Here is a 19,299-nt window from a genome sequence, read left to right as displayed (position 1 = left end):
CGGCACGAAAGAAAGGGGATCTCAAAAAGAAAGTTCGATCCCATATGTGTATGTTGCAAAAGAAGCCTTCGAGGGTGAAAAAATACTTTAACCACCCAAGCATCAAATATGCGGCATAGAATGCCTATATCGATGCCGGATTAATAAAAATTGCGGCATGTTTAAACGAATCATGATGCAACCTATAGTAAAGCTTTTGAGGCGGCTTGAGTTGATTGAATTAAACGCATATTTGAATCTTTCAATGGGATATTGATATGACAGAAAAGCAAACGTGGATTGTTGTGATAAAAAGTCGACCTCTTGAAGGCTGTGAGATTGATTTTGATGGGTGTGAATTTTATTTTACAGACGCCTATGTTTCACTCCCAAGAAAGATAGGTGGCGCGAAAGCTCTGATTAGTATTCTCAAAAAAGTTCAGGAAAAGCTGGAAGGTGATCGTCTGGAGCTTAGTGAAGTGAAGATGTGTGTACAGTTTCTTCCAGAAGAGTGGGTTGATCAGACTGACGGAGTATATCCAATGCATGAACTTGCCACTTCATCTCTTGATACTGAAGATGTAGTTCTAAGCGGTTATCGTTCTCAGGAAATTCAGGATCTTTTACTGTATCGCCATAACGTTAGAGAACTCGAAGCGGAGTAATTCAATGTAAATGGAACACTGGCTCAAGATATCGTTATATCAGTCAAAATGGCGAGCATATATTGCAATATATCTCCGGCTGTAATATTTTCGGAAATCTATGCAAAGAATTTGAATGTTGACAGAGAAAATGACATGTCCAACCAAGCGCTTATTCGCGCCAACAAGTCGTTGTATTCAAATACATGCAAAGCAATTTTACAAGCTGCTAAGCAGCTTGGAATTTCTCCGGAAATAAACTTTTACGTTTTCAGCCGAAATGATAACTTTAAAATTCCCGGCAACGATCTTCACGAAGCTCTCACAGACGGTGGAGCAACTAATGTTATGACAGACCAAAACCGTTACAAAGTTTCGATTGGAAGGAACGACAACTCTGCTTTTACTACTCAAATGACAAACTTTCATATGGCTTCCTTGAAAGCTTAGCAGCATTGAATTATCTGGGGGGGTATCCGTGCGAGACTGTAATTTAACTCGTTTTTCTCTTGTTGGATGGCTCTCTGTTTCTACTTGCGGTCATGTGATAGACCAACTCAGGACAAAGTACTAAAGTGGACTACGGCCCTGTTATTAAGAGTATTATCCTCGTTGCATGCAATAGATATGAGCGGTGTGTTAAACTGATGGTTAGCTGCCTGGGGATAGTGGAAGGTTACTGTCCTAAAATTGGCATTGCTGGGATTCATACTGCTAAACGCTTCTGGTTAGAAGGAACAGCAGATGCTGATGACTTACTGCAGGCAAGAGTAGACTGTTGGAAATATCTAGACGATAGATCAGCCTCAACTAATACGGCAGTTAGAGAATACTGCGCAATTCGAGCTGTCATATGTGTTTTGTATGCTTCTCCACCATCAGAAGACAATGCTGAGCTAGTCGAGTTTTTTCTTGAGCTCCTAAATGTTGTAGAGCCAAATTATGAAGTGCTCACAAAAAAGTTAGGACAGAAAGTGGTGTTACTGCGTTGAATAGTAATGCAGTGGAGTTAGCTAGAGTCTAACGTTAAGTGAGCAGTTTTAGCGGCTCTACTGACCAATCTTCTGCGGGCTGGCCTTTTTATCTTCTTTGACCCGTCTCAAATATACCCAGCCCCCAATTTATAAATAAGCACTATCTCTCAAACCACTGTTCAAGAAACTGAATACAGTGAGTTAACGCTGGTGGTACGTAGCGTCGCGCTGGGTATAAGGCGTACAGTGTGAGGTTGGGTTTGGTTTCATCAGCGAGAATCCCCACCACTTCACCTTTTTCTATCGCGTCGCGACAAACAAATTCGGGAATAAAACCTATTCCCTGTCCGCGTTTAATGGCCTCCATCATGAAGATGGTGCTGTTGACTCTAAGTTTGCCCTCTATCGTGACGCCCTCGCCGATAGGCCATAGATTTTTACCTTGAAAGTAGCTGTACACAAAACAGTTGTGCTGGCTCAAATCTGCAGCGGTGGCAATTTTCGGGTGATTTTCTAAATAGCTGGGGGCAGCGCATACACGATATTCAAAGCGAGTAAGTGGCCGGCCCACGTATTGTGAGTCGAAAGGTCGACTGGAAGCTCGAAAGCCCAAATCAAATCCTTGCTCCACTAAGTCCGTGTTTTCATCTCCCAAATGAATATCCAACTGAATATCTGGATAAGCTTCCATGAAATCAGCAAACACCAAAGATAGATCTGTCAGGCCCAATGCCATGGGCGCATTGATTTTCAACTTTCCTTTAGCGTGCTGTTGCAAGTCTTGCACGAATGAATCTGCGTCATCCAGTTGCGCCAATATGGCTCTTGCCCTTTGTAAATAACCTTGGCCCACATGGGTCAGCTCTATATTGCGGGTGGAGCGGTGAAGCAATCGCGCTCCCAGGCTTTCTTCCAGCTTGGAGATCTCCTTGCTGATCATGGACTTGGTGGTATTGGTTTGCTCAGCGACTCGCGTAAAGCTGCCGAGATCAGCCAGTCGAACAAAGAATTGAAGCGCTCTGAGTTTATCCATGGACGTTAAGCAGGTAGTTATCATTGGACCGATAGTTTCCATAACAGAAACTATCGGTTCCCATTGTAGCGATATATCAAAACAAATAGAAACTCTAGACTTGCAGCTGTTGACCTACCAACTGGCCCATCAAATGCAACGACGAAGCTGTCTGGCCACAAGTAGGACGACAGACTATTTATCAAACCAAACAGCTTCAGAAGAAGGAACACATCATGTACACACTTTATTACGTTCCAGGCGCCTGTTCCCTAGCGACCCAGGTAGTACTTCACGAACTCAATCAACCCGTTCAGATCATAAGCAAACAAGCTGTAGAAAACTTCCAAGCCATTAACCCTGTTGGCACAGTGCCTGTTTTGAAAAAGGACGGTAAGACCTATACAGAAGGCGCCGCAGTCATGCTGCATTTATTAGAAACTCACCCAAATGCTTTGTTCCCGACCGAGAAAGCAGCACGGGCTCAGGCCATTCAAAATATCATGTTCGCCAACGCAACCATGCACCCCGCCTATAGCAAGCTATTTTTTGTAGCCAATACAGACCTCAGTGAATCTGCAAAACAATCCGCCTACGCCTCTGCGGCAAGCAGCATAAATCAACTGTGGAATGTGGTTGAAGACAGATTAACGGAGCAGAACTTCCTTGGGGGCGAAACGGTGTCTGCAGCTGACATCATGTTGACTGTGTATTCACGTTGGGGCGCCAGTTTCCCCGTGGATATTCATATTGGGCCCAACACACAAAAGATGATTGACCATGTTTTATCAATGCCGAGTTTTCAAACTGCTTTGAACAACGAGCAACGCCAAGCGGCGGCATAACGACGGCTTAAGCGTCATCATCGCCAGCAATCGAAGGGGAAGAGAATGGACAGGGGTTTAAAACATAGAACGAGCGAGCTTGATTTTGGCCAGACAGATTTCACAACCATCATCAACATCGTTGGAGCCTATTTTGAAGGACTTCATTACGCCGATACTGCACTGCTAGAGCGCATCTTCCACACTGACGCTGTACTAAAAGCGCCAGGGTTAAGACGCTCTCTCAAGGACTGGCTCGACGCAGTGAAAAGCCGTCCTGTCCCTTCTGAACAGGGCTTACCCTATGAATTTCGATTACTTTCGGTGGAGATAACGGGGGAGCAGGCCATGGTAAAAGTGGCTTGCCCCCTGTTCGAATACAACTACGTGGATTATCTGGGTCTGTTAAAAGAAAACGGTCAGTGGCTAATTGTTAATAAAATGTACGCAGATCTATCCAACGACAAATAACGCGTCTAAAACAGGTAAAAAATATGCCTTACATAAACATTAAAGTGACAGATGAAAACGTCACCCGCGAACAGAAAAAAGCACTTATAAAAGGCGCCACTCAGCTAATGGTGGATGTACTCAACAAAAATCCCGAAACCACATTTGTGGTTATTGATGAGATCAATACGGATAACTGGGGAATTGGGTACGATCAAGTGACGGATTTGCGAAATAGAAGTAATTAGAACTTAACAATCCATCTGGAGCTGGTCTGCGTTCCGGTGATAGTGCACGGTGAGTTTCCGTATTACCCTTGCGGCTCTCTAGTTACGATGTTTTAGGGGGCCGTTAAGAAAACCCGTGATGATTCTCAAGATTGATACGGCTAATACATAGTAATTATTTACTACAGCTACTTACTTTGTTGGCTGCGGCAATACTCGAAAAGCGACTTTAAACGCCTGTTTGGGTCTTCTATGCTTGGGTTATCTAGGAACTTCTCTCTGACCCAGTAATAATCAGGATTTGATAAAAAGTCCCATCCAAACGAGAAGCAGGCCTCGATGAAGTAATTAGCGGAATGTGCTCCATGTCCGCCCAACTCATTCATTTGTGTCAAGGCGAACTCAATATACCTGATTAGTTGTTCTTGGCTATATACTTTGGCTTTGTCTGGATGACGTGTGGAAACTTCTTTAATTAAGCTTAATATGAAGTTGCGGTGCGCGCCTTCCTTCAGAGTATCATATTGGCTCTGGCTTACACTCACATATGAGTCACTATCGTCATCGGCCTGTCCTTTTTCTGGATGGTGAATGATTTGCTTAATGGCTTGATTGTCACCGTTAACCAGGTATGTGGAGCATTCTAGCTGGCCGGGTTTCCATGAGTACTTTAGTGTGGTAGTGGAATCTAAACCCTCCATCCAAAAAACACCGGCCTTGCCTATGATTCGGTTTAATTGAGATGCGTCGCATATAGGGAGCAAGTCTCGGCATACTCTTGGGTCATAGTATCGGAAGAACCAGCTTTGACGCTGTGGACCTGTGACCTTCGATAATTTTTTGAAGTGTCGTATTAGATAACCAATTGGACGCTGACTGGCGATATAAATCGCCCATGAGCGGCCCCATCCGTGAGCTAGAAGCCATGAGCAGAAAGCATTTTCTCTTAGTTCAATAATGTGAGGCGAAACTCGTAGCAGTTCCTCGCTCGCTTCAGCTTCAAGTAGTGCTGAATATTGGCACCCGCTTAATTGTATCTTTTCATAGAGGCTATCATCTTGAGCGCAATCCACGATGGCATAGTAATACTCGAAGTTAGGGCACTGAGCTTTAAGTGTTTCAATAGTCGCTGCCATATCCATAAAGTGATTGCATCTTAAATTTAGTGAAAATTATGGTTTAGAAATAGGATCACGGCTAATCATAATAACAATCACTTTTGAATCCGGCGTGTCGACTGGAGCGCTTAGTTGTGCGCGAATATACCCTGAATATTGATATGACGGCTTTAACACCTTGGGGAAGGCATAGTTGTAGGGGCGGCCACCCGGGGTGGTCGGCACTCTTCTAAAATCCCCCCAACATTTGCTCAAATCTGCTAGAGATATAGCTGTTTCAGGTGAAAGGTGGAGCTCCAGTGATTCTGCTGTTGAGGGATTTTTTTCTGTACAAAAGGATAGGAACCCCGAATCAAAAATGGTGTTGTAAGGTGTAAATGAAATATCGCCTAAAGACGCGAACTCTTTATCATGGTCAATTGCGATAAATGACAGTAAATCAAGACCATTACTTTTCCCGCTTAGGTATAGGTCCACAATTTCTTCTAACTCTTTTAGCTCTTCCATCTTAAATTATCCAGGTAGTGGGTTAATAACTAGTTCGCTTTTCTACCAAGCTTTTCGTACCTTAGCTCCGGTAGCCCATGCGTCAGCCTCTTCCGGTAAGTTTTGATATGCTTTAACCGCCTTCATGTATTGGAGATTCGCGCCAGCGACATCTGCTTGCGCCAATTCAATAGCCTCTGCTGTTGCGTTTGGATCTTGTCGTAGCGCATCACGTCTAACAACCGTGGCTTTTAATACATCTTCAGCCTTGTCTAGCTGGTCATATACAGCGTCACGATCATCAAAATTATCACCGTAGACATATTGGAACATTTTGTCGATTGCTTGCCCCTTATCAGACTCTGGGTCAAGAGGATTCATCCTGGCCACTTCCGCGACATCGGCGCGCAGGTCGATATCGTTAGGGTCGCCACCTTTAGCAGCATAAAGCTGCCCCATACCAAACCATTGTTCTGCGTGTCTTGCTTCATGGAGCAAATGGTCTGCCAGCTGAATCTGCTCGACCTGAGCCAGTGATGACTGCATGATCAAGCTCTTATCAACTAATACTACCCAGTATTTGAAGTCAAACAGTGCGCCTTTTATTGGCCGGCTTATAATCGATATTGCTGGAATCCCTTCTTTCGCTAATTGCTTATTTAGTGCGGCGCTGAGCTCGCCTGATCGTTCTTCAGGGGATAGAGTGCCCCAGCGATTGAATACATCTTTCACTTCAGCCGTATATTCGTTGACACACTCATCAGTTGTTAACCCCCATCCTTTACAGTTTTCAGGTTGGTTGAACTCGGTTTCGTTTGAAGGCTGAGCTTTTGGTATAGCTGGTTTTGGGTTGGGCGCACTGTCTTCAAAAAAGGGCTGAGCTTCTTGAGCAGCAGCTTTATTGCTCTGAATCTGGGCGTTTTCAGATCCCTGTTGCTTTATTGATGGCTGGGTTGATGCCGGCGAACTGGGTGTAGTAGAAGATGAGGCATTTCGAGCTTCACTGGGAGCGCTTGACCAGCCAGGGTTTCCACCTAAGGACGTAACCTCCATAACTTCTCCAGTCACCGCTGGCGGTGGTGGTGGAGCTGGATTGGCGCGAGCAATTAAACGCTCAGCAAGCTTCACCTCTGAACTAACAGGTGCGACTCCCTCTTCGCTCTCGCTGATAACTGGACAGAAAGGCTTTTTATTGTCGGTAAAAACCAACAGTATTTCGCCGCGTTCAACGCCTTTGACAAAGTCATCTCTCCACTTACGGAAGTGGGGTGAACCACGACCTGGAAAAGCTCCAAACCCCGAGCGGAAGTGATAGCCGCATAGATTGCTTGCGACATCACTAACCTTGAAGTCGTTGCTCAAGCAACGGTCTGCATAGCTCGCGGCAAAAAAGGGGGATTCGATAAGGGGAAGGTCAGCGACAGTGATGTCGGACCAATGCTTAAACGCGAAGAGGCGGCTGGAATACATGAAGGAAACATCCCTTGTATTACATCATTTCTAACAGGTGAAGCGAAATGAAGTGGAGCTTAGAAACAAGTTACGTACGGTTACAATGCAAGTGCATTTTACTGAGAGAACGGCCTTAGGCGTATTGCTCTATCGGTATAGGAATATATGGCTAGCGGTCTTCGCTGTCTTGACTCCATATCCTGGACAAAGCTCGATCTGGGAGTTCTCTAATCTTCCCGTGCTAAAACGAAAACTGGCCCCTCCCTCCCTAACCAGCCATAATTCCGCCATTCCATGGCGCATCGGTTTTTTGCGTCCGCCGGGTTTAATTTAACAGTAAATCAATAGCTAGGGAGTCACGATGACCAGTCTAAGCAAGTTCAGTTTTATGGCGATTTTGCTTTCTCTTGGCGTATTGCAAGGTTGTTCTGAAACGGACCAACAGACGACGGAGGAGAAACCTTTGCGTCCCGTCAGGACCCTTGTGGTGGGAGCGGTGGAGAATGCGAACTGGCGTGAATTTCCCGGTACGGTGGATGCGGCGCAGAAGGCGGAGTTGGGGTTTCGGGTGACGGGGAAACTGCATAGTCTGAACGTGAATGAAGGGCAGATTGTGAAGGAAGGAGAGGTGCTGGCGAAGCTGGACGATACTGACTTTCTCATTCAGCTCAAGAGTCGTCAGGCGGATTATCAGCAGGCCCATGATGATTTCCTGCGGGGTAAATCCCTGATCGGCAAAGGCGTTATTTCCCAGTCGGATTTCAGCAAATTGCAGGCGCAGGATATTGCAGCCCAGGCGGCGCTGGAGTCTGCGCAGAGAAATCTGGAGTACACCGAGCTGAAGGCGCCGTTCGGCGGCAGGATCGCCAAGCGTTATGTTGAAAACTATGAAGAAGTCTCCGCCATGCAGCCGATTTATGCGCTGCAGGACATCTCTTCTCTGCTGGTGAAAGTGGATATTCCTGAAAGCTTGATGATTACCGCGCAGGAGGGGACAGAGCCGGAAGTGCAGGCAATGTTCTCCGGCATTCCTGGCGAGAGTTTTCCCCTGAAACTAAAAGAAGTGTCCTCCCGTGCGGATGAAGCGACGCGTTTGTTCAACGTGACTTTTAGCATGCCGGCGAACCCTAAATACAACATTCTGCCGGGCATGTCCGTCACGGTTAGAGGCCGTCCGCCGCAAGCGACGGGACAGGACGGCGCTATTTTTGTTCCGCCTCATGTGGTGCAGGAAGATGGCGATGGCCGCTACGTGTGGACGGTCAGCCATGAAAACGACTCGACAGGCGTGGTCAATCGCCACGCGGTGACTACCGGAGCGATTCAGAATAACGGCATTCAAATTCTGTCCGGCCTGGAAGAGGGCGATGAAGTGGTGACCGCCGGCATGAGCAAGATGCACTCCGGCTTGCAAGTGCGCCTGACCGCGGAGGGGAGCAAGTGAATATCACACGGCTTGCGATAGAGAATAACCGGCTCACGATTGTTCTCCTGCTGGTGATTGCTGTAGCCGGAACCATGACCTTCCTGGGAATGCCTCGCGCTTATGACCCGGGGTTCGTTATGCGGGCGGCGCAGGTGGTGACCTATTTCCCTGGGGCCAGTCCCGAGCGGGTGGAGGAGCTGGTTTCCTCGCAGATTGAAGAAGCGGTGAAGGAAATACCAGAGCTGGACTTCGTGAAAAGCGAATCTCGTACCGGCGTGTCCATCGTTACGGTGAACATCAAGGAAAGCTACAAGGACATGCGTCCGATCTGGGACAATCTGCGGCGCAAAGTCGAGTCCACTTCCACTGATCTTCCCGATGGCGTCGTTGGTCCCTATGTGAACGATGAGTTCGGCGATGTGTTCGGCATTGTCATGACCATTACGGCGGAAGGTTTTAACTATGCGGAACTTAAAAAGATCTCCGATGATGTGAAAACGGAGCTGCTGAGGTTTCCGGATGTCGCCAAAGTGGAAATCTGGGGCGAACAGGAAGAGCGTATTTTTGTTGAATACAATAACTCTCGTCTGTCTGAGCTGGGGCTGTCTCCTAGTCAGCTGTCACAGGCGTTGGAAACGCGCAACATTATTATTTCCGGCGGCTCTTTTAATCTGGGACGTGAACGCATATCGCTTGAGCCGAGCGGCAACTTTGAGTCGGTGGAGGATATCGAGCAGACCATCATTAATATCCCCGGCAGCAACCGTTTGATGTATTTGAAAGACATCGCCACAGTGGTGCGCGGTTATGTGGACCCGCCGGAATCCTTGCTGCACTCATCCGGTGAGTTTGCGCTGGCGGTGGCGGTGGCCATGCGGGAAGGCGGCAACAATATTGAGCTGGGCGAGCAGGTCTCGGCGATGATGAATGAGCTGTTGCAGCAATATCCCTACGGCATTGAGTTTGATCTGGTCAGCTTTTCTCCCGCAGAAGTGGATCAGAAAGTCAGCGACTTTGTCTCCAACCTGCTGCAGGCGATTGCAGTTGTCTCCATCGTCATGTTGTTCACTCTGGGCCTGAGAACGGGCCTGGTGGTCTCCACCCTGATTCCTTTGTCCATGCTATTAGCGTTTTTGGTGATGTCTTATCTGGATATCGGACTGGATCAGATTTCTCTGGCGGCGCTGATTATCGCGCTGGGGATGCTGGTGGATAACGGCATTGTGATGGCGGAGAACATCATGGTGCTGATGGAGAAGGGCAAGAGCGCCACAGACGCCGCCATAGACTCCGCGATGGAGCTGCGTATCCCCTTGCTGACCGCCTCGTTGACGACCATCGCCGCTTTTCTGCCGATCTATCTGGCGGAGTCCAATGTCGGCGAATTCACCTCCTCCCTGTTTAAGGTGGTGGCGATTACTCTTCTCGCCTCCTGGGTTATTTCTCTCACAGTGGTTCCCATGTTGTGCGTGTACTTCCTCAAAGTCACCCAACAGGAGGAAAGCTATGGATCGATGTTCTATCGCACCTACCGCAGCGTTTTGATGACCTTGCTGAGAAATAGGGCAGTGACGCTTGTCGTTACATTGCTGGTGTTTATCGTGGCCATGAAAGGATTTGGTTATGTGCCGAAGATATTCTTCCCGCCTTCTGATCGGAATTACTTTCAGGTGGAGCTGAAACTTCCGGAAGGTACGGCGATAGAAGAGACAAGGCGGATGGTCACGGACATGGAAGGCTTTATCGAGTCCGAACTGCAGGTGACGGAATCGCGCAAGGAAGGCGTCACCAAATGGGTCAGTTATGTCGGCAACGCTGGTCCCAGAATCATTCTGTCCTATAACCCAAAACCCAATAACAGCAGCTATGCGATGATGATCGTCACCGCCAGCGACGCCAAGCTGGTGGGTGGCCTGATTGACCGGATCAGCCGCTATGCTTTGGATAACCATCCAGATCTTGAAGCCACGATTAAACCCATGGCCAACGGACCCTCTGTGGCGAATCCGGTGGAAGTGCGGTTAAGCGGATCAGATGCGGATGTGCTGTTTCGTCGCGTTGACGCCTTGAAAGCGAAGATGCGTGAAATCGGCGGCCTGACCAATATCACTGATGATTGGGGGCAGCGCATCAAGAAGCTGGTGATCCATATCGATCAGCCCAGGGCGCTTAGGGCTGGCGTTACAAGTCAGGATATTGCGGTGTCTCTGCAAGCGGGCATTAGCGGGCTGGAATTGACGGAGTACCGGGAAGGGGAGGATATCATTCCCGTGATGGTGCGGGCGGAAGGCTCCAATCGCAACAATATAAGCGGCGTTCGTTCCTTGTCGGTCTATGTGCAATCCACCGGTAAGTCGGTTCCTCTGTCGCAGGTGGCGGACATCGAGGTGGTTTGGGACACCGCGAAAATCTTTCGTCGCAATGGCCTGAAGACCGTCGCCGTAGGTGCTCAATTGGAAGGGGACATCACTGCGGCGGAGAAGTTCGCCGAGCTGACGCCCTGGCTCAAGGACCAGCAGCAAGAGTGGGGGACCAGCACTCGCTATGAACTGGGCGGCGAATCGGAAAGTTCTGGTAAAGCGAACCAGTCTATCGTCGATAAACTGCCTATCGCTGGTTTCGTCATCCTGATTTTGATGGTGGGGCAGTTCAACTCCATCCGCAAGGCGATCATTATCCTGAGCACGATTCCGCTGGGTTTGATCGGCGTATCGGCGGGGCTGTTGGCCTTGAACAGCGCCATGGGCTTTATGACCTTCCTGGGCGTTGTGTCTCTGGCTGGGATTGTTATCAACAACGCTATTGTATTGTTGGAGCGTATTAATCTGGAGCTGGCGGAAGGCGTCGAGCATGGTCAGGCTATTATCAACGCTGCGCAGCAACGCACCAGGCCGATCTTGTTGACCACCGCAACGACGGTGCTGGGGCTGCTGCCTTTGTATCTGGGTGGAGGCGAAATGTGGGAGCCGCTGGCTATCGCTATCATGGCGGGCCTGTTGTTCTCCACGATTCTGACCCTTTGTGTGGTGCCTGTGTTGTACGCCACGTTCTACCGCGTGCGGTTTTAATCCCGTTGGCGGATCTATCCTGGCATTGGGAATGGCAATGCCGGGATAGACAGTACTTTTTTACAAGTCAGGCATGGAGCGCTTGGTTAACCTGCGTCGGGAACAGTTTCAGGTCCGGCAGCGCCAGTGATAGCTGTGCCGCTGAATACCTGATTCTCGACAGCAGGCTAATACTTAAAAGGAACTTCATTAATGAAAACGCAATTCGCAATGCTGGCTTTGGCCGCCTCGATCATCTCCACGCCCGCCATGTCAGCGGACACCATCTTCGAATATTACAAGACAACCGCCAGAGCCAAGGTAGACGGGGTTGGAAAATCAGAGTGGGAGTCCACGACATACCGGGAAGCGACGCCGCTGCATCAATCCTATAATTTAAGCGCCTCCGCCAATGGCGCTACATCCTCCATGCGCTACGATCTGGACTACTCTCCCTATGACAACGGCGCTGTACTAAGGTATTCCATTGATGGCGAAATCCAGCGTGACGAAGAAAGCAGAGCTTCCGTCGACTTGGGGCATGGCGGTGCTATCAATCATAAGTTTCACGCAACAAGCAGTGGTTTGCTGAAAGTGAATTTCAATATCGACACGTTATTTGTCGACTGCCCGGAACGGGCGGTGTGTATGAGCGTTGACGGAGATGTCACCGTGACAGGAAACGGCTACCGGGAAACCATCAAATTCACGCCCAAAAACGGCTTTAAAGACGGGGTTTCCTACCTGGAGATACCTGTGCAGGAAGGAAAGGACTACCTTGTTCAGTTTAACTCCGGCAACGGTACATCTGGCGCGCCCAAAAGCCAAAGCATTACAGCGGTTTACACGGTGACTTGGGAAGCGCAATACGACTGAGGCCATTGACTACCAGGCCAGGGGGCGGCTCCTGGCCTTGTTTCATAAACGGGGAAAATGTATGGCGGGTTATTCCACAACTCCACTATCTAAAAAGCTGGGCGTTAAAGAAGGTTTTGTGCTTTATGCGTCAAATGCGCCGGTTGATTACCCGTTGCTGGTTAGCCCTCTGCCTGACAATGTGCTGCTTGTTGATGCGCTCCGTCCTGATTTGGACATGATCCACTTCTTTACAAAAAGCCGTGATGAGTTGGAGTCAGAGCTTGGGAACCTGGTTGATCATATCAAGCAGAATGGCATGATCTGGATATCCTGGCCTAAAAAGGCCTCCAAGGTAACGACGGATATGACGGAAGATGAAGTCCGGCGCATTGCTTTGCCTATGGGCTTAGTGGATGTGAAAGTTTGCGCGGTGGACGAGGTGTGGTCTGGCCTGAAGCTGGTGATACGCAAAGAAAACAGGAAGTAGTCCTGATGGGGAAAATGGAAAGCGTTCCGGACATAACATCAATTGTTGGGTGGCATCGTGAGTTGGCGAAAGTCATGGGAGTCAATCCTTTGCCGAATGATCAGGCAAGGCGACTTACCATGCATCTGTTATTCGACGAGACCTATGCAGAGATGACGGGAAAAGAGGGTTGGGCTTGTTATGTAGAATGGCTACTGACCGCATCTGAGCTGACGTTACTTCTGTTTTCTCATTTTTATACAAAGCTGTTGGCTCACAATGGGGTCAAACAGTATCCGACTTTTCAGCAACATGCAGAAAGCGATTTGCTCGATAAACTAGATCAGGCCTTATTTGCTAAAAGGGTTGCTGCGCATTGAGTACTGCTTAGTTGAGTCCTCAAAGATCAGCCAGAGGCCGCCGGTTTAACCGGCTGACTCTGGCGCTTGCAGTTCACGAATGGGGCGAATTTCAATGCTTCCCAGTCGAGCAGGAGGAATACGTCCAGCTAGTTGGATAGCTTCGTTCAGGTCGCGGGCCTCCATCATGTAAAAGCCCGCCAATTGTTCTTTGGTTTCTGCGAATGGGCCGTCGGTGGTGGTGACGCGGCCATTGCGGACGCGCACGGTGGTGGCGGTTTCCACGGGTTGCAGTGCGTTGCCGCCGACAAAATGTCCACTTTGTCTGACCTCATCGCCGAAAGCGATGCACTCTCCGTTCAGCGAGTCCCATTCGCTTTTGGTCATAGCGTTAATAATGTTTTCGTCGTAATAAACGAGACATAGATATTTCATAATTAGTTCTCCAGGTTAATAGGGTGCGACTACGAAAAACGCGCTAATAGCAGTCGTGCTATTCACAGGGCAATGAAGTTATCAATTGGGCGAATCTCAACTCCCCAGCCCATCTCTTCACCGATATTGGCCGCGGGGTGCTTTAATGCAAGTTCCTTCGCCTCTTCCAAACTGCTCGCCTCAATCATAAAGAATCCGCCGATCTGCTCTTTGGTTTCCAAAAACGGACCATCTGAAACAATGGGGCCTTTCTTACTGGGGCGAATACACAAAGAGGAGGGCGGAGAGGCAAGAGAGCCTTGCGCGAGCACGGCGCCGCTTTGACGCAGGCTTTGGTCATATTCAGAGCATTGACTGACGATGGCCTGCATCTCAGCCTCGCTTAACTCCGCGAACTTTTGTACGTTGTAATAAGCCATGCAGAGAAATTTCATGGTGTTTTCCCTTTATGCAGTGAAGTGGAATCAGGGCGGCTACAGTTAATCAGTGTGCCGCCCTGGTCCGCGCTGTCAGGGTTCGAGGTTAAACAGCGCTGCGCCATCGGGTACGCTGAACGGCGCTGAATAATGCTCATGCACAATCTTCCAGTCGCCGTCGCGACGGCGATAGCAGACGGTGCCGCGCATCCAGGAACTCTGCGTTTCCCCTTGTTCATTCACACAGCCGCAGCGATTGAGAAAGTGGCCGACGGCCAAATCCCCTTCGGTTTCAATGCGCAAATCTTCCACCTCAAAAATCATGGGCCCTGATGTGTAAGACAAACAGGTTTCCCAGTGTTTGCGATAGGCGTCCACGCCTTCGAATTGCAACTGCAGAATGGCGTCAAAGGCGCGCACGTCCTGCGCGTAGTGACTCATGATACGTTCCAGATCTTTGGCGCAGGCGGCTTCCACCCAACTACCCAGAGCCTGACGAACTTGGTTCTCAACGGTATTGGTCGCGCTCATAATGGTCTCCTTTTCATTGCGTGACATGGGATGTCCCTGATCAGACTGGTTGGTTGCAGTTAATCATCCAGGGAGTGCCGAACCGGTCCACCAGCATGCCGAAGCGCTGGGCCCAAAAGGTTTGCTGCAACGGCATACGCACTTGACCGCCTTCCAGCAGCGCGTTGAACAGGCGGTCGGCTTCTTCAGGCGTGTCCATATCGAGTTGCACAAAGAAGCCTTTGGGTTCTTCAAAGTGCCCGGGAGGCGTATCGGAGGCCATTAATCTTCTATCTCCGACTGTCATGCAGATGTGCATGATTTTATCCTCCCAGCCTGGAGGGTTCTGAGTCGGATCGGGACATTCTGCGAAAGTCACCGAATACTCGATTTTGCCCCCCAGGACTTGTGCGTAGTATTCGAATGCTTCTTTGCATTGGCCATTGAAGAATAGATAGGTATTCACCTGCGGCGGCTTGGCTGACAATTGCGCCCGTAGCGTCTTATGTTGCTCCAGTCCCTCGCTGGGCGCGAAATCCTCCAGTTCATAGAGCTGGCGTATTTCCAGCTCGACTTCTCCGTCGCCGTCCAGCGCTGGCCAGCGACACGCCCATTCGATCGCTTCTTCTTTCGACTTCGCCTGAATCATGGTGTAGCCAGCGATAAGCTCTTTGGTTTCCGCAAAAGGACCGTCGAATACAGTAGGCTTGCCGCCGGAAAACTTGATTCGGGCGCCCTTGTCACTGGGCTTCAAACCCGTCCCATCAAGCATGGCGCCAGCGTTCGCTAACTCCTGATTGTAGCTCCCCATGGCGGAGATCAGGTCGTCACCAGGCATGACGCCGGCTTCCGTATTTTTGTCTGCTTTACGTATGATCAAAAATCGCATGTTGACGCTCCATTTCTATTTCAGTCTTTGATTGTCAGGGGCGTTTCAATAAAGCTATCCCCTTGATGTACTTCCTTGTCGATTGGGAAAACGGCAAATCGACATGCTGCAGAAAAAATTCAAAAAAATTTTTTAAATGTCCTTCAATGACACAGCCAGCTCCTCCAGACGCCTCTCCAGAAATCGGCGTTCGGGTTCCTGCTTTGCTAATGCCAGCGCCTGTTGATAGACGTCCCGCGCCTGCTCAAACTGACCCAGACGGCGATGCATATCCGCCTTGGCGGAGTGGGCGAGGTGATAGGAATGCAGCTCGCCCTGGGCGAATATAGTGTCGATAATTTCCAGGCCCCGTTGCGGGCTGTCGCGCATGGCCACCGCCACCGCGCGATTTAGCGCCACCACCGGCGATGGGTTGATGCGCAGCAGTAACGTGTACAGACCAATGATTTCAGACCAGTCAGTCGCCTCCGTGCTGGGAGCTTCAGCATGAATGGCGGAGATGGCCGCTTGCAGGCTGTAGGGCCCAAAGCTCTGGGCGCTTAAGGCTTTAGTGACCCACTGTACGCCTTCTTCTATCTGCGCTTTATTCCACAATGACCGGTCTTGCGCGTCGAGCAGAATCAGGTCGCCTTGCGCATTGGCGCGAGCGGCGCGTCGGGAATCGCTAAGTAACATTAACGCCAGCAACCCCATCGCTTCTGACGCCTCCGCTTTAGACTTCAGCAGCTCCACCAGCAGGCGTCCCAATCGAATAGCTTCCGCAGACAAGTCGCTGCGGGTGAGGCTATCGCCGGCGGAGGCGGAGTAACCCTCGTTGAATACCAGATAAATGACATGCAGCACGGACTCCAGACGTTCAGGCAACTCGGATTCGGTGGGCACTTCATAAGGAATGCGGGCGTCCCGTATTTTAGATTTGGCGCGCACAATGCGCTGAGCCACTGTGCTGGGGGAAGAAAGAAAGGCGCGAGCAATTTCCTCGGTGGTGAGGTCGCATATTTCCCGTAACGTCAGCGCTACTTGCGCTTCTGTGGATAAGCTGGGGTGGCAACAGGTGAAAATCAGGCGCAGGCGATCATCTTCTATATCTTCGTTCTGTTTGTCTTCCGCGTCTGTCGCTTCCGCATAAAGCCGTTCGGCTATATCGGTTAGCGAGGCGTCAAAGCGGGCGCGACGACGTAGATGATCAATGGCTTTGAAACGTCCTGTGGATACCAGCCAGGCGCGCGGATTGGCGGGAACGCCTTCCTGTTCCCATTGGTCGGTTGCGGCGGCGAAGGCTTCATGCATGGCTTCTTCCGCCAGATCAAAATCGCCCAATAAGCGGATTAAAGTCGCCAAAATACGTCGGGATTCCGCCCGATATACCGCCTCAATTTGCTGACGAGCGCTCAATTTCGCGTTTTCTTCCTGCTGCGGCACTTCGGCTTTCTCCCGTAACTTGTTGAATGCCAATATCCCATCCTAAGTGAAGACGGAAATTGCGGGAAGTGCTGACTAACTTTTGCTCGATGCGCCGTTAGGATATTCGTCGCATGTTAAAGACACGGGGCTAAGATGCTGTATAATCCGCTCCGGTTTTTATGCCGGGAAGCCTAGGGCGTTAGGTTGGTCAACCAAAACGACGCCGGGAAAATCCCATACGCACGAGCGTTTCATTACAAAAATAACAGTCTCATCCAAATCTGTAGCCAGCATGCGGCGTCCGGTTCGACAGAGACTCTACGTGGAGATTTTTGATGCAAGATATTGTTAACTATCTGAACGGCCTGATCTGGAGCCCAGCTCTGATCTACCTGTGTCTGGGAGCGGGTCTGTTTTATTCTGTGTTGACAAGGTTTGTCCAGGTCAGGCATTTCGGTGAAATGTGGCGATTGCTCCTCTCGGGCACCAGCTCTGACAAAGGGATTTCCTCCTTCCAGGCCCTTGCGGTCTCTCTCTCTGGCCGGGTCGGCACCGGCAACATCGCAGGCGTCGCCGCTGCTATCGGTTTCGGCGGTCCCGGCGCAGTCTTCTGGATGTGGATGGTCGCTTTCTTAGGCGCAGCTACTGCTTATATCGAATCCACTCTGGCGCAGATTTACAAAGAAGAAGATGAAGGCCAATATCGCGGCGGTCCTGCTTACTATTTTGAAAAGGCCATGGGCCAGAAATGGTACGCCTGGATTTTCGCGATCTCGACTATTATCGCTTGCGGTCTGTTCCTTCCTGGCGTTCAGTCCAATAACATCGGTAGCGCGGTTGAAACTGCATTCGGCGCCGGTTCGATCATCAACACTTCTTTCTTCGGTGAAGTAAGCTTCGCGAAGCTGGTTTCCGGCGTTGTCGTCGTTCTTATTCTGGGCTTCATTATCTTCGGCGGCGTAAGACGTATCGCCAAGTTCACTGAAATCGTAGTGCCATTCATGGCGTTGGCTTACATCATCATCGCTTGCGTTATTGTGGCGCTGAACATCGATCAACTGCCTGCTGTGATTAGTATGATCGTTGGCGACGCATTCTCTCCAATGGCGGGCTTCGGCGCGGCGATTGGCTGGGGTGTGAAACGTGGCGTTTATTCTAACGAAGCAGGCCAGGGCAGTGGCCCTCATGCGGCGGCGGCGGCGGAAGTACAGCACCCTGCGCAACAAGGTCTGGTGCAGTCTTTCTCTATCTACATCGATACTCTGTTCGTATGTTCTGCGACGGCTTTCATGATCTTGATCACTGGCGCATACAACGTTCACGGCGCTGCCGAGGGGACTTTCCTCGTTCAGAATGTGGCGTCGGAAATAGCGGCCAATGGCCCTGTTTTCACCCAGATGGCGATTGAAAGCACCTTGCCTGGCGTTGGTAAGCCGTTCATCGCGTTCGCGTTGTTCTTCTTCTCATTCACCACGATTCTGGCGTACTACTACATTGCGGAAACCAATGTGGCGTACATCAAGCGCACTGTGAATATTCCTGGCATGGTTTTCGTTCTGAAAGTCGCCATCATGGCGTCCACTTTCTACGGTGCGGTGAAAACTGCAGACCTGGCCTGGGGCATGGGCGACATCGGCGTTGGCTTGATGGCGTGGTTGAACATCGTGGGCATCGTCGTGATTTTCTTCATGGCCAAACCGGCCCTGAGAGCGCTGCGTGACTACGAAGAGCAACAGAAGAAAGGCGTGACCGAGTACACTTTCGACCCAGAAAAACTGGGCATCGAGAACGCTGAATACTGGAACAAGAAAGCCGCGACCGAAGCGCGCGCCAAAGCAGGCCAAGCTGAGCCAGCTAAAGCGCGTAAACCGGGCGTCGCCTGATTGTTTCATTGATGAGCTTCCATTGATCTGACGGAAGCGAATCATAAAAAAGCCGGACTTAGTGTCCGGCTTTTTTGTGTCTGCGGCTCAGTCGTCGCAGTCTACTTCGTGTGGAAAGAGGATTATCCCTCTCCCAGCATCTCCATTTCGGCCTGCTTGAGCATGTTCCGGCGTCGCCACCACCATTTGCAATGATGCGCCCGCGACCACAGATGGTACAGTGATAGCGTCACCGCAAGAATGCCGCCGGCCCAGGCCAAGATATCGACGAGAGACAGTTGCAGCAGTGGCGACATAAGCTCTCCGTCATTGAAAAAGAAGTAGTACACAGGATGTAGCAGCAGGTATCCCCACAGCATCCAGGTCATAAGCGATATCGCTCCGTCTCTTAACCAGAGCCCTTTGGTGCGCCGTGACGCCTGTGTATAAATAAGTGTCCT

21 protein-coding genes are annotated in these 19,299 nt (G+C 50.1%); 11 read left to right on the top strand and 10 right to left on the bottom strand.

Annotated features, from left to right (window positions below; translation table 11 throughout):
• Window positions 1-257: 257 nt before the first annotated feature.
• Complete coding sequence (locus tag KP814_RS02335) at window positions 258-644, top strand: hypothetical protein (RefSeq protein WP_216735230.1); 387 nt, start codon at window positions 258-260, stop codon at window positions 642-644.
• 135 nt (window positions 645-779) lie between these two features.
• On the top strand, window positions 780-1,073 hold the full coding sequence (locus KP814_RS02330) for a hypothetical protein (RefSeq protein WP_216735229.1): 294 nt from the start codon (window positions 780-782) through the stop codon (window positions 1,071-1,073).
• A gap of 684 nt (window positions 1,074-1,757) precedes the next feature.
• Here the strand turns inward: KP814_RS02330 and KP814_RS02325 are convergent.
• Window positions 1,758-2,630, bottom strand: coding sequence for a LysR family transcriptional regulator (locus KP814_RS02325; RefSeq protein WP_216735228.1), 873 nt, complete (start codon window positions 2,628-2,630; stop codon window positions 1,758-1,760).
• A gap of 215 nt (window positions 2,631-2,845) precedes the next feature.
• On the opposite strand from KP814_RS02325, the gene KP814_RS02320 reads away from it, so the two are divergent.
• Genes KP814_RS02320 through KP814_RS02310 form a run of 3 tightly spaced genes read left to right on the top strand, consistent with a single transcriptional unit; the run spans window position 2,846 to window position 4,131 of the window.
• Window positions 2,846-3,454 carry a glutathione S-transferase family protein gene (locus tag KP814_RS02320; protein ID WP_216735227.1) on the top strand — a complete coding sequence of 203 codons (609 nt, stop codon included), beginning with the start codon at window positions 2,846-2,848 and terminating at the stop codon, window positions 3,452-3,454.
• Window positions 3,455-3,499: 45 nt separating this feature from the next.
• Window positions 3,500-3,904: a nuclear transport factor 2 family protein gene (locus KP814_RS02315; RefSeq protein ID WP_216735226.1), complete on the top strand. Its 405-nt coding sequence runs from the start codon at window positions 3,500-3,502 to the stop codon at window positions 3,902-3,904.
• 23 nt (window positions 3,905-3,927) lie between these two features.
• The gene (locus KP814_RS02310) at window positions 3,928-4,131 is read left to right on the top strand and encodes a 4-oxalocrotonate tautomerase family protein (protein ID WP_216735225.1); all 204 of its coding nucleotides are present in this window, start codon (window positions 3,928-3,930) and stop codon (window positions 4,129-4,131) included.
• A 167-nt stretch (window positions 4,132-4,298) separates the two neighbouring features.
• Here KP814_RS02310 and KP814_RS02305 read toward each other — a convergent pair whose 3' ends face one another.
• The 3 genes from KP814_RS02305 to KP814_RS02295 are packed head-to-tail and all read right to left on the bottom strand — an operon-like array spanning window position 4,299 to window position 7,184.
• On the bottom strand, window positions 4,299-5,252 hold the full coding sequence (locus KP814_RS02305; RefSeq protein ID WP_216735224.1) for a DUF4123 domain-containing protein: 954 nt from the start codon (window positions 5,250-5,252) through the stop codon (window positions 4,299-4,301).
• A gap of 30 nt (window positions 5,253-5,282) precedes the next feature.
• Window positions 5,283-5,735, bottom strand: coding sequence for a hypothetical protein (locus KP814_RS02300; protein ID WP_216735223.1), 453 nt, complete (start codon window positions 5,733-5,735; stop codon window positions 5,283-5,285).
• A 42-nt stretch (window positions 5,736-5,777) separates the two neighbouring features.
• Window positions 5,778-7,184, bottom strand: a complete 1,407-nt coding sequence (locus KP814_RS02295; protein ID WP_216735222.1) for a hypothetical protein — start codon at window positions 7,182-7,184, stop codon at window positions 5,778-5,780.
• Window positions 7,185-7,527: 343 nt separating this feature from the next.
• Between KP814_RS02295 and KP814_RS02290 the strand changes: the two genes are divergently transcribed.
• The 5 genes from KP814_RS02290 to KP814_RS02270 all read left to right on the top strand — a co-directional run bounded on the left by KP814_RS02290 (window position 7,528) and on the right by KP814_RS02270 (window position 13,343).
• Complete coding sequence (locus tag KP814_RS02290) at window positions 7,528-8,610, top strand: efflux RND transporter periplasmic adaptor subunit (protein WP_216735221.1); 1,083 nt, start codon at window positions 7,528-7,530, stop codon at window positions 8,608-8,610.
• Window positions 8,607-11,660 (top strand): efflux RND transporter permease subunit, encoded by a 3,054-nt coding sequence (locus KP814_RS02285; RefSeq protein WP_216735220.1) that lies wholly within the window; start codon window positions 8,607-8,609, stop codon window positions 11,658-11,660. The genes KP814_RS02290 and KP814_RS02285 overlap by 4 nt, the downstream gene beginning before the upstream one ends.
• 192 nt (window positions 11,661-11,852) lie before the next feature.
• The gene (locus KP814_RS02280) at window positions 11,853-12,515 is read left to right on the top strand and encodes a hypothetical protein (protein WP_216735219.1); all 663 of its coding nucleotides are present in this window, start codon (window positions 11,853-11,855) and stop codon (window positions 12,513-12,515) included.
• A gap of 61 nt (window positions 12,516-12,576) precedes the next feature.
• Window positions 12,577-12,984, top strand: a complete 408-nt coding sequence (locus tag KP814_RS02275; RefSeq protein WP_216735218.1) for a DUF3052 family protein — start codon at window positions 12,577-12,579, stop codon at window positions 12,982-12,984.
• A gap of 5 nt (window positions 12,985-12,989) precedes the next feature.
• The gene (locus KP814_RS02270) at window positions 12,990-13,343 is read left to right on the top strand and encodes a hypothetical protein (protein ID WP_216735217.1); all 354 of its coding nucleotides are present in this window, start codon (window positions 12,990-12,992) and stop codon (window positions 13,341-13,343) included.
• A 45-nt stretch (window positions 13,344-13,388) separates the two neighbouring features.
• Here the strand turns inward: KP814_RS02270 and KP814_RS02265 are convergent, their stop codons facing one another.
• The 5 genes from KP814_RS02265 to KP814_RS02245 all read right to left on the bottom strand — a co-directional run bounded on the left by KP814_RS02265 (window position 13,389) and on the right by KP814_RS02245 (window position 17,027).
• Complete coding sequence (locus KP814_RS02265; protein WP_127968812.1) at window positions 13,389-13,757, bottom strand: YciI family protein; 369 nt, start codon at window positions 13,755-13,757, stop codon at window positions 13,389-13,391.
• Between the two features lie 62 nt (window positions 13,758-13,819).
• Window positions 13,820-14,191 carry a YciI family protein gene (locus KP814_RS02260; RefSeq protein ID WP_216735216.1) on the bottom strand — a complete coding sequence of 124 codons (372 nt, stop codon included), beginning with the start codon at window positions 14,189-14,191 and terminating at the stop codon, window positions 13,820-13,822.
• Window positions 14,192-14,266: 75 nt separating this feature from the next.
• Window positions 14,267-14,704 carry a nuclear transport factor 2 family protein gene (locus KP814_RS02255; protein WP_216735215.1) on the bottom strand — a complete coding sequence of 146 codons (438 nt, stop codon included), beginning with the start codon at window positions 14,702-14,704 and terminating at the stop codon, window positions 14,267-14,269.
• 40 nt (window positions 14,705-14,744) lie between these two features.
• Complete coding sequence (locus KP814_RS02250; RefSeq protein ID WP_216735214.1) at window positions 14,745-15,572, bottom strand: YciI family protein; 828 nt, start codon at window positions 15,570-15,572, stop codon at window positions 14,745-14,747.
• A 132-nt stretch (window positions 15,573-15,704) separates the two neighbouring features.
• Window positions 15,705-17,027 (bottom strand): RNA polymerase sigma factor, encoded by a 1,323-nt coding sequence (locus KP814_RS02245; RefSeq protein WP_253938091.1) that lies wholly within the window; start codon window positions 17,025-17,027, stop codon window positions 15,705-15,707.
• A gap of 284 nt (window positions 17,028-17,311) precedes the next feature.
• Between KP814_RS02245 and KP814_RS02240 the strand changes: the two genes are divergently transcribed.
• A complete protein-coding gene (locus KP814_RS02240; RefSeq protein ID WP_216735213.1) occupies window positions 17,312-18,859 on the top strand; it encodes a sodium:alanine symporter family protein in 1,548 nt (515 codons plus the stop codon).
• 122 nt (window positions 18,860-18,981) lie between these two features.
• Here KP814_RS02240 and KP814_RS02235 read toward each other — a convergent pair whose 3' ends face one another.
• On the bottom strand, window positions 18,982-19,227 hold the full coding sequence (locus KP814_RS02235; protein WP_253938090.1) for a hypothetical protein: 246 nt from the start codon (window positions 19,225-19,227) through the stop codon (window positions 18,982-18,984).
• Between the last annotated feature and the right edge of the window lie 72 nt (window positions 19,228-19,299).

Origin of the sequence: Hahella sp. HN01 (assembly GCF_018986435.1) — a bacterium.
In the GTDB taxonomy this organism is placed as follows: Bacteria; Pseudomonadota; Gammaproteobacteria; order Pseudomonadales; family Oleiphilaceae; genus Hahella.
This window is presented reverse-complemented; position numbering and strand designations above follow the sequence as displayed.

Excerpts from the sequence above, each read along its gene's own strand:
- KP814_RS02335 (WP_216735230.1), top strand. The coding sequence starts at position 258 with ATGACAGAAAAGCAAACGTGGATTGTTGTGATAAAAAGTCGACCTCTT.
- KP814_RS02310 (WP_216735225.1), top strand. The coding sequence starts at position 3,928 with ATGCCTTACATAAACATTAAAGTGACAGATGAAAACGTCACCCGCGAA.
- KP814_RS02235 (WP_253938090.1), bottom strand. The coding sequence starts at position 19,227 with ATGACCTGGATGCTGTGGGGATACCTGCTGCTACATCCTGTGTACTAC.
- KP814_RS02320 (WP_216735227.1), top strand. The coding sequence starts at position 2,846 with ATGTACACACTTTATTACGTTCCAGGCGCCTGTTCCCTAGCGACCCAG.
- KP814_RS02290 (WP_216735221.1), top strand. The coding sequence starts at position 7,528 with ATGACCAGTCTAAGCAAGTTCAGTTTTATGGCGATTTTGCTTTCTCTT.
- KP814_RS02275 (WP_216735218.1), top strand. The coding sequence starts at position 12,577 with ATGGCGGGTTATTCCACAACTCCACTATCTAAAAAGCTGGGCGTTAAA.
- KP814_RS02265 (WP_127968812.1), bottom strand. The coding sequence starts at position 13,757 with ATGAAATATCTATGTCTCGTTTATTACGACGAAAACATTATTAACGCT.
- KP814_RS02295 (WP_216735222.1), bottom strand. The coding sequence starts at position 7,184 with ATGTATTCCAGCCGCCTCTTCGCGTTTAAGCATTGGTCCGACATCACT.
- KP814_RS02280 (WP_216735219.1), top strand. The coding sequence starts at position 11,853 with ATGAAAACGCAATTCGCAATGCTGGCTTTGGCCGCCTCGATCATCTCC.
- KP814_RS02300 (WP_216735223.1), bottom strand. The coding sequence starts at position 5,735 with ATGGAAGAGCTAAAAGAGTTAGAAGAAATTGTGGACCTATACCTAAGC.
- KP814_RS02315 (WP_216735226.1), top strand. The coding sequence starts at position 3,500 with ATGGACAGGGGTTTAAAACATAGAACGAGCGAGCTTGATTTTGGCCAG.
- KP814_RS02240 (WP_216735213.1), top strand. The coding sequence starts at position 17,312 with ATGCAAGATATTGTTAACTATCTGAACGGCCTGATCTGGAGCCCAGCT.
- KP814_RS02260 (WP_216735216.1), bottom strand. The coding sequence starts at position 14,191 with ATGAAATTTCTCTGCATGGCTTATTACAACGTACAAAAGTTCGCGGAG.
- KP814_RS02270 (WP_216735217.1), top strand. The coding sequence starts at position 12,990 with ATGGGGAAAATGGAAAGCGTTCCGGACATAACATCAATTGTTGGGTGG.
- KP814_RS02255 (WP_216735215.1), bottom strand. The coding sequence starts at position 14,704 with ATGAGCGCGACCAATACCGTTGAGAACCAAGTTCGTCAGGCTCTGGGT.
- KP814_RS02250 (WP_216735214.1), bottom strand. The coding sequence starts at position 15,572 with ATGCGATTTTTGATCATACGTAAAGCAGACAAAAATACGGAAGCCGGC.
- KP814_RS02305 (WP_216735224.1), bottom strand. The coding sequence starts at position 5,252 with ATGGATATGGCAGCGACTATTGAAACACTTAAAGCTCAGTGCCCTAAC.
- KP814_RS02325 (WP_216735228.1), bottom strand. The coding sequence starts at position 2,630 with ATGGATAAACTCAGAGCGCTTCAATTCTTTGTTCGACTGGCTGATCTC.
- KP814_RS02330 (WP_216735229.1), top strand. The coding sequence starts at position 780 with ATGTCCAACCAAGCGCTTATTCGCGCCAACAAGTCGTTGTATTCAAAT.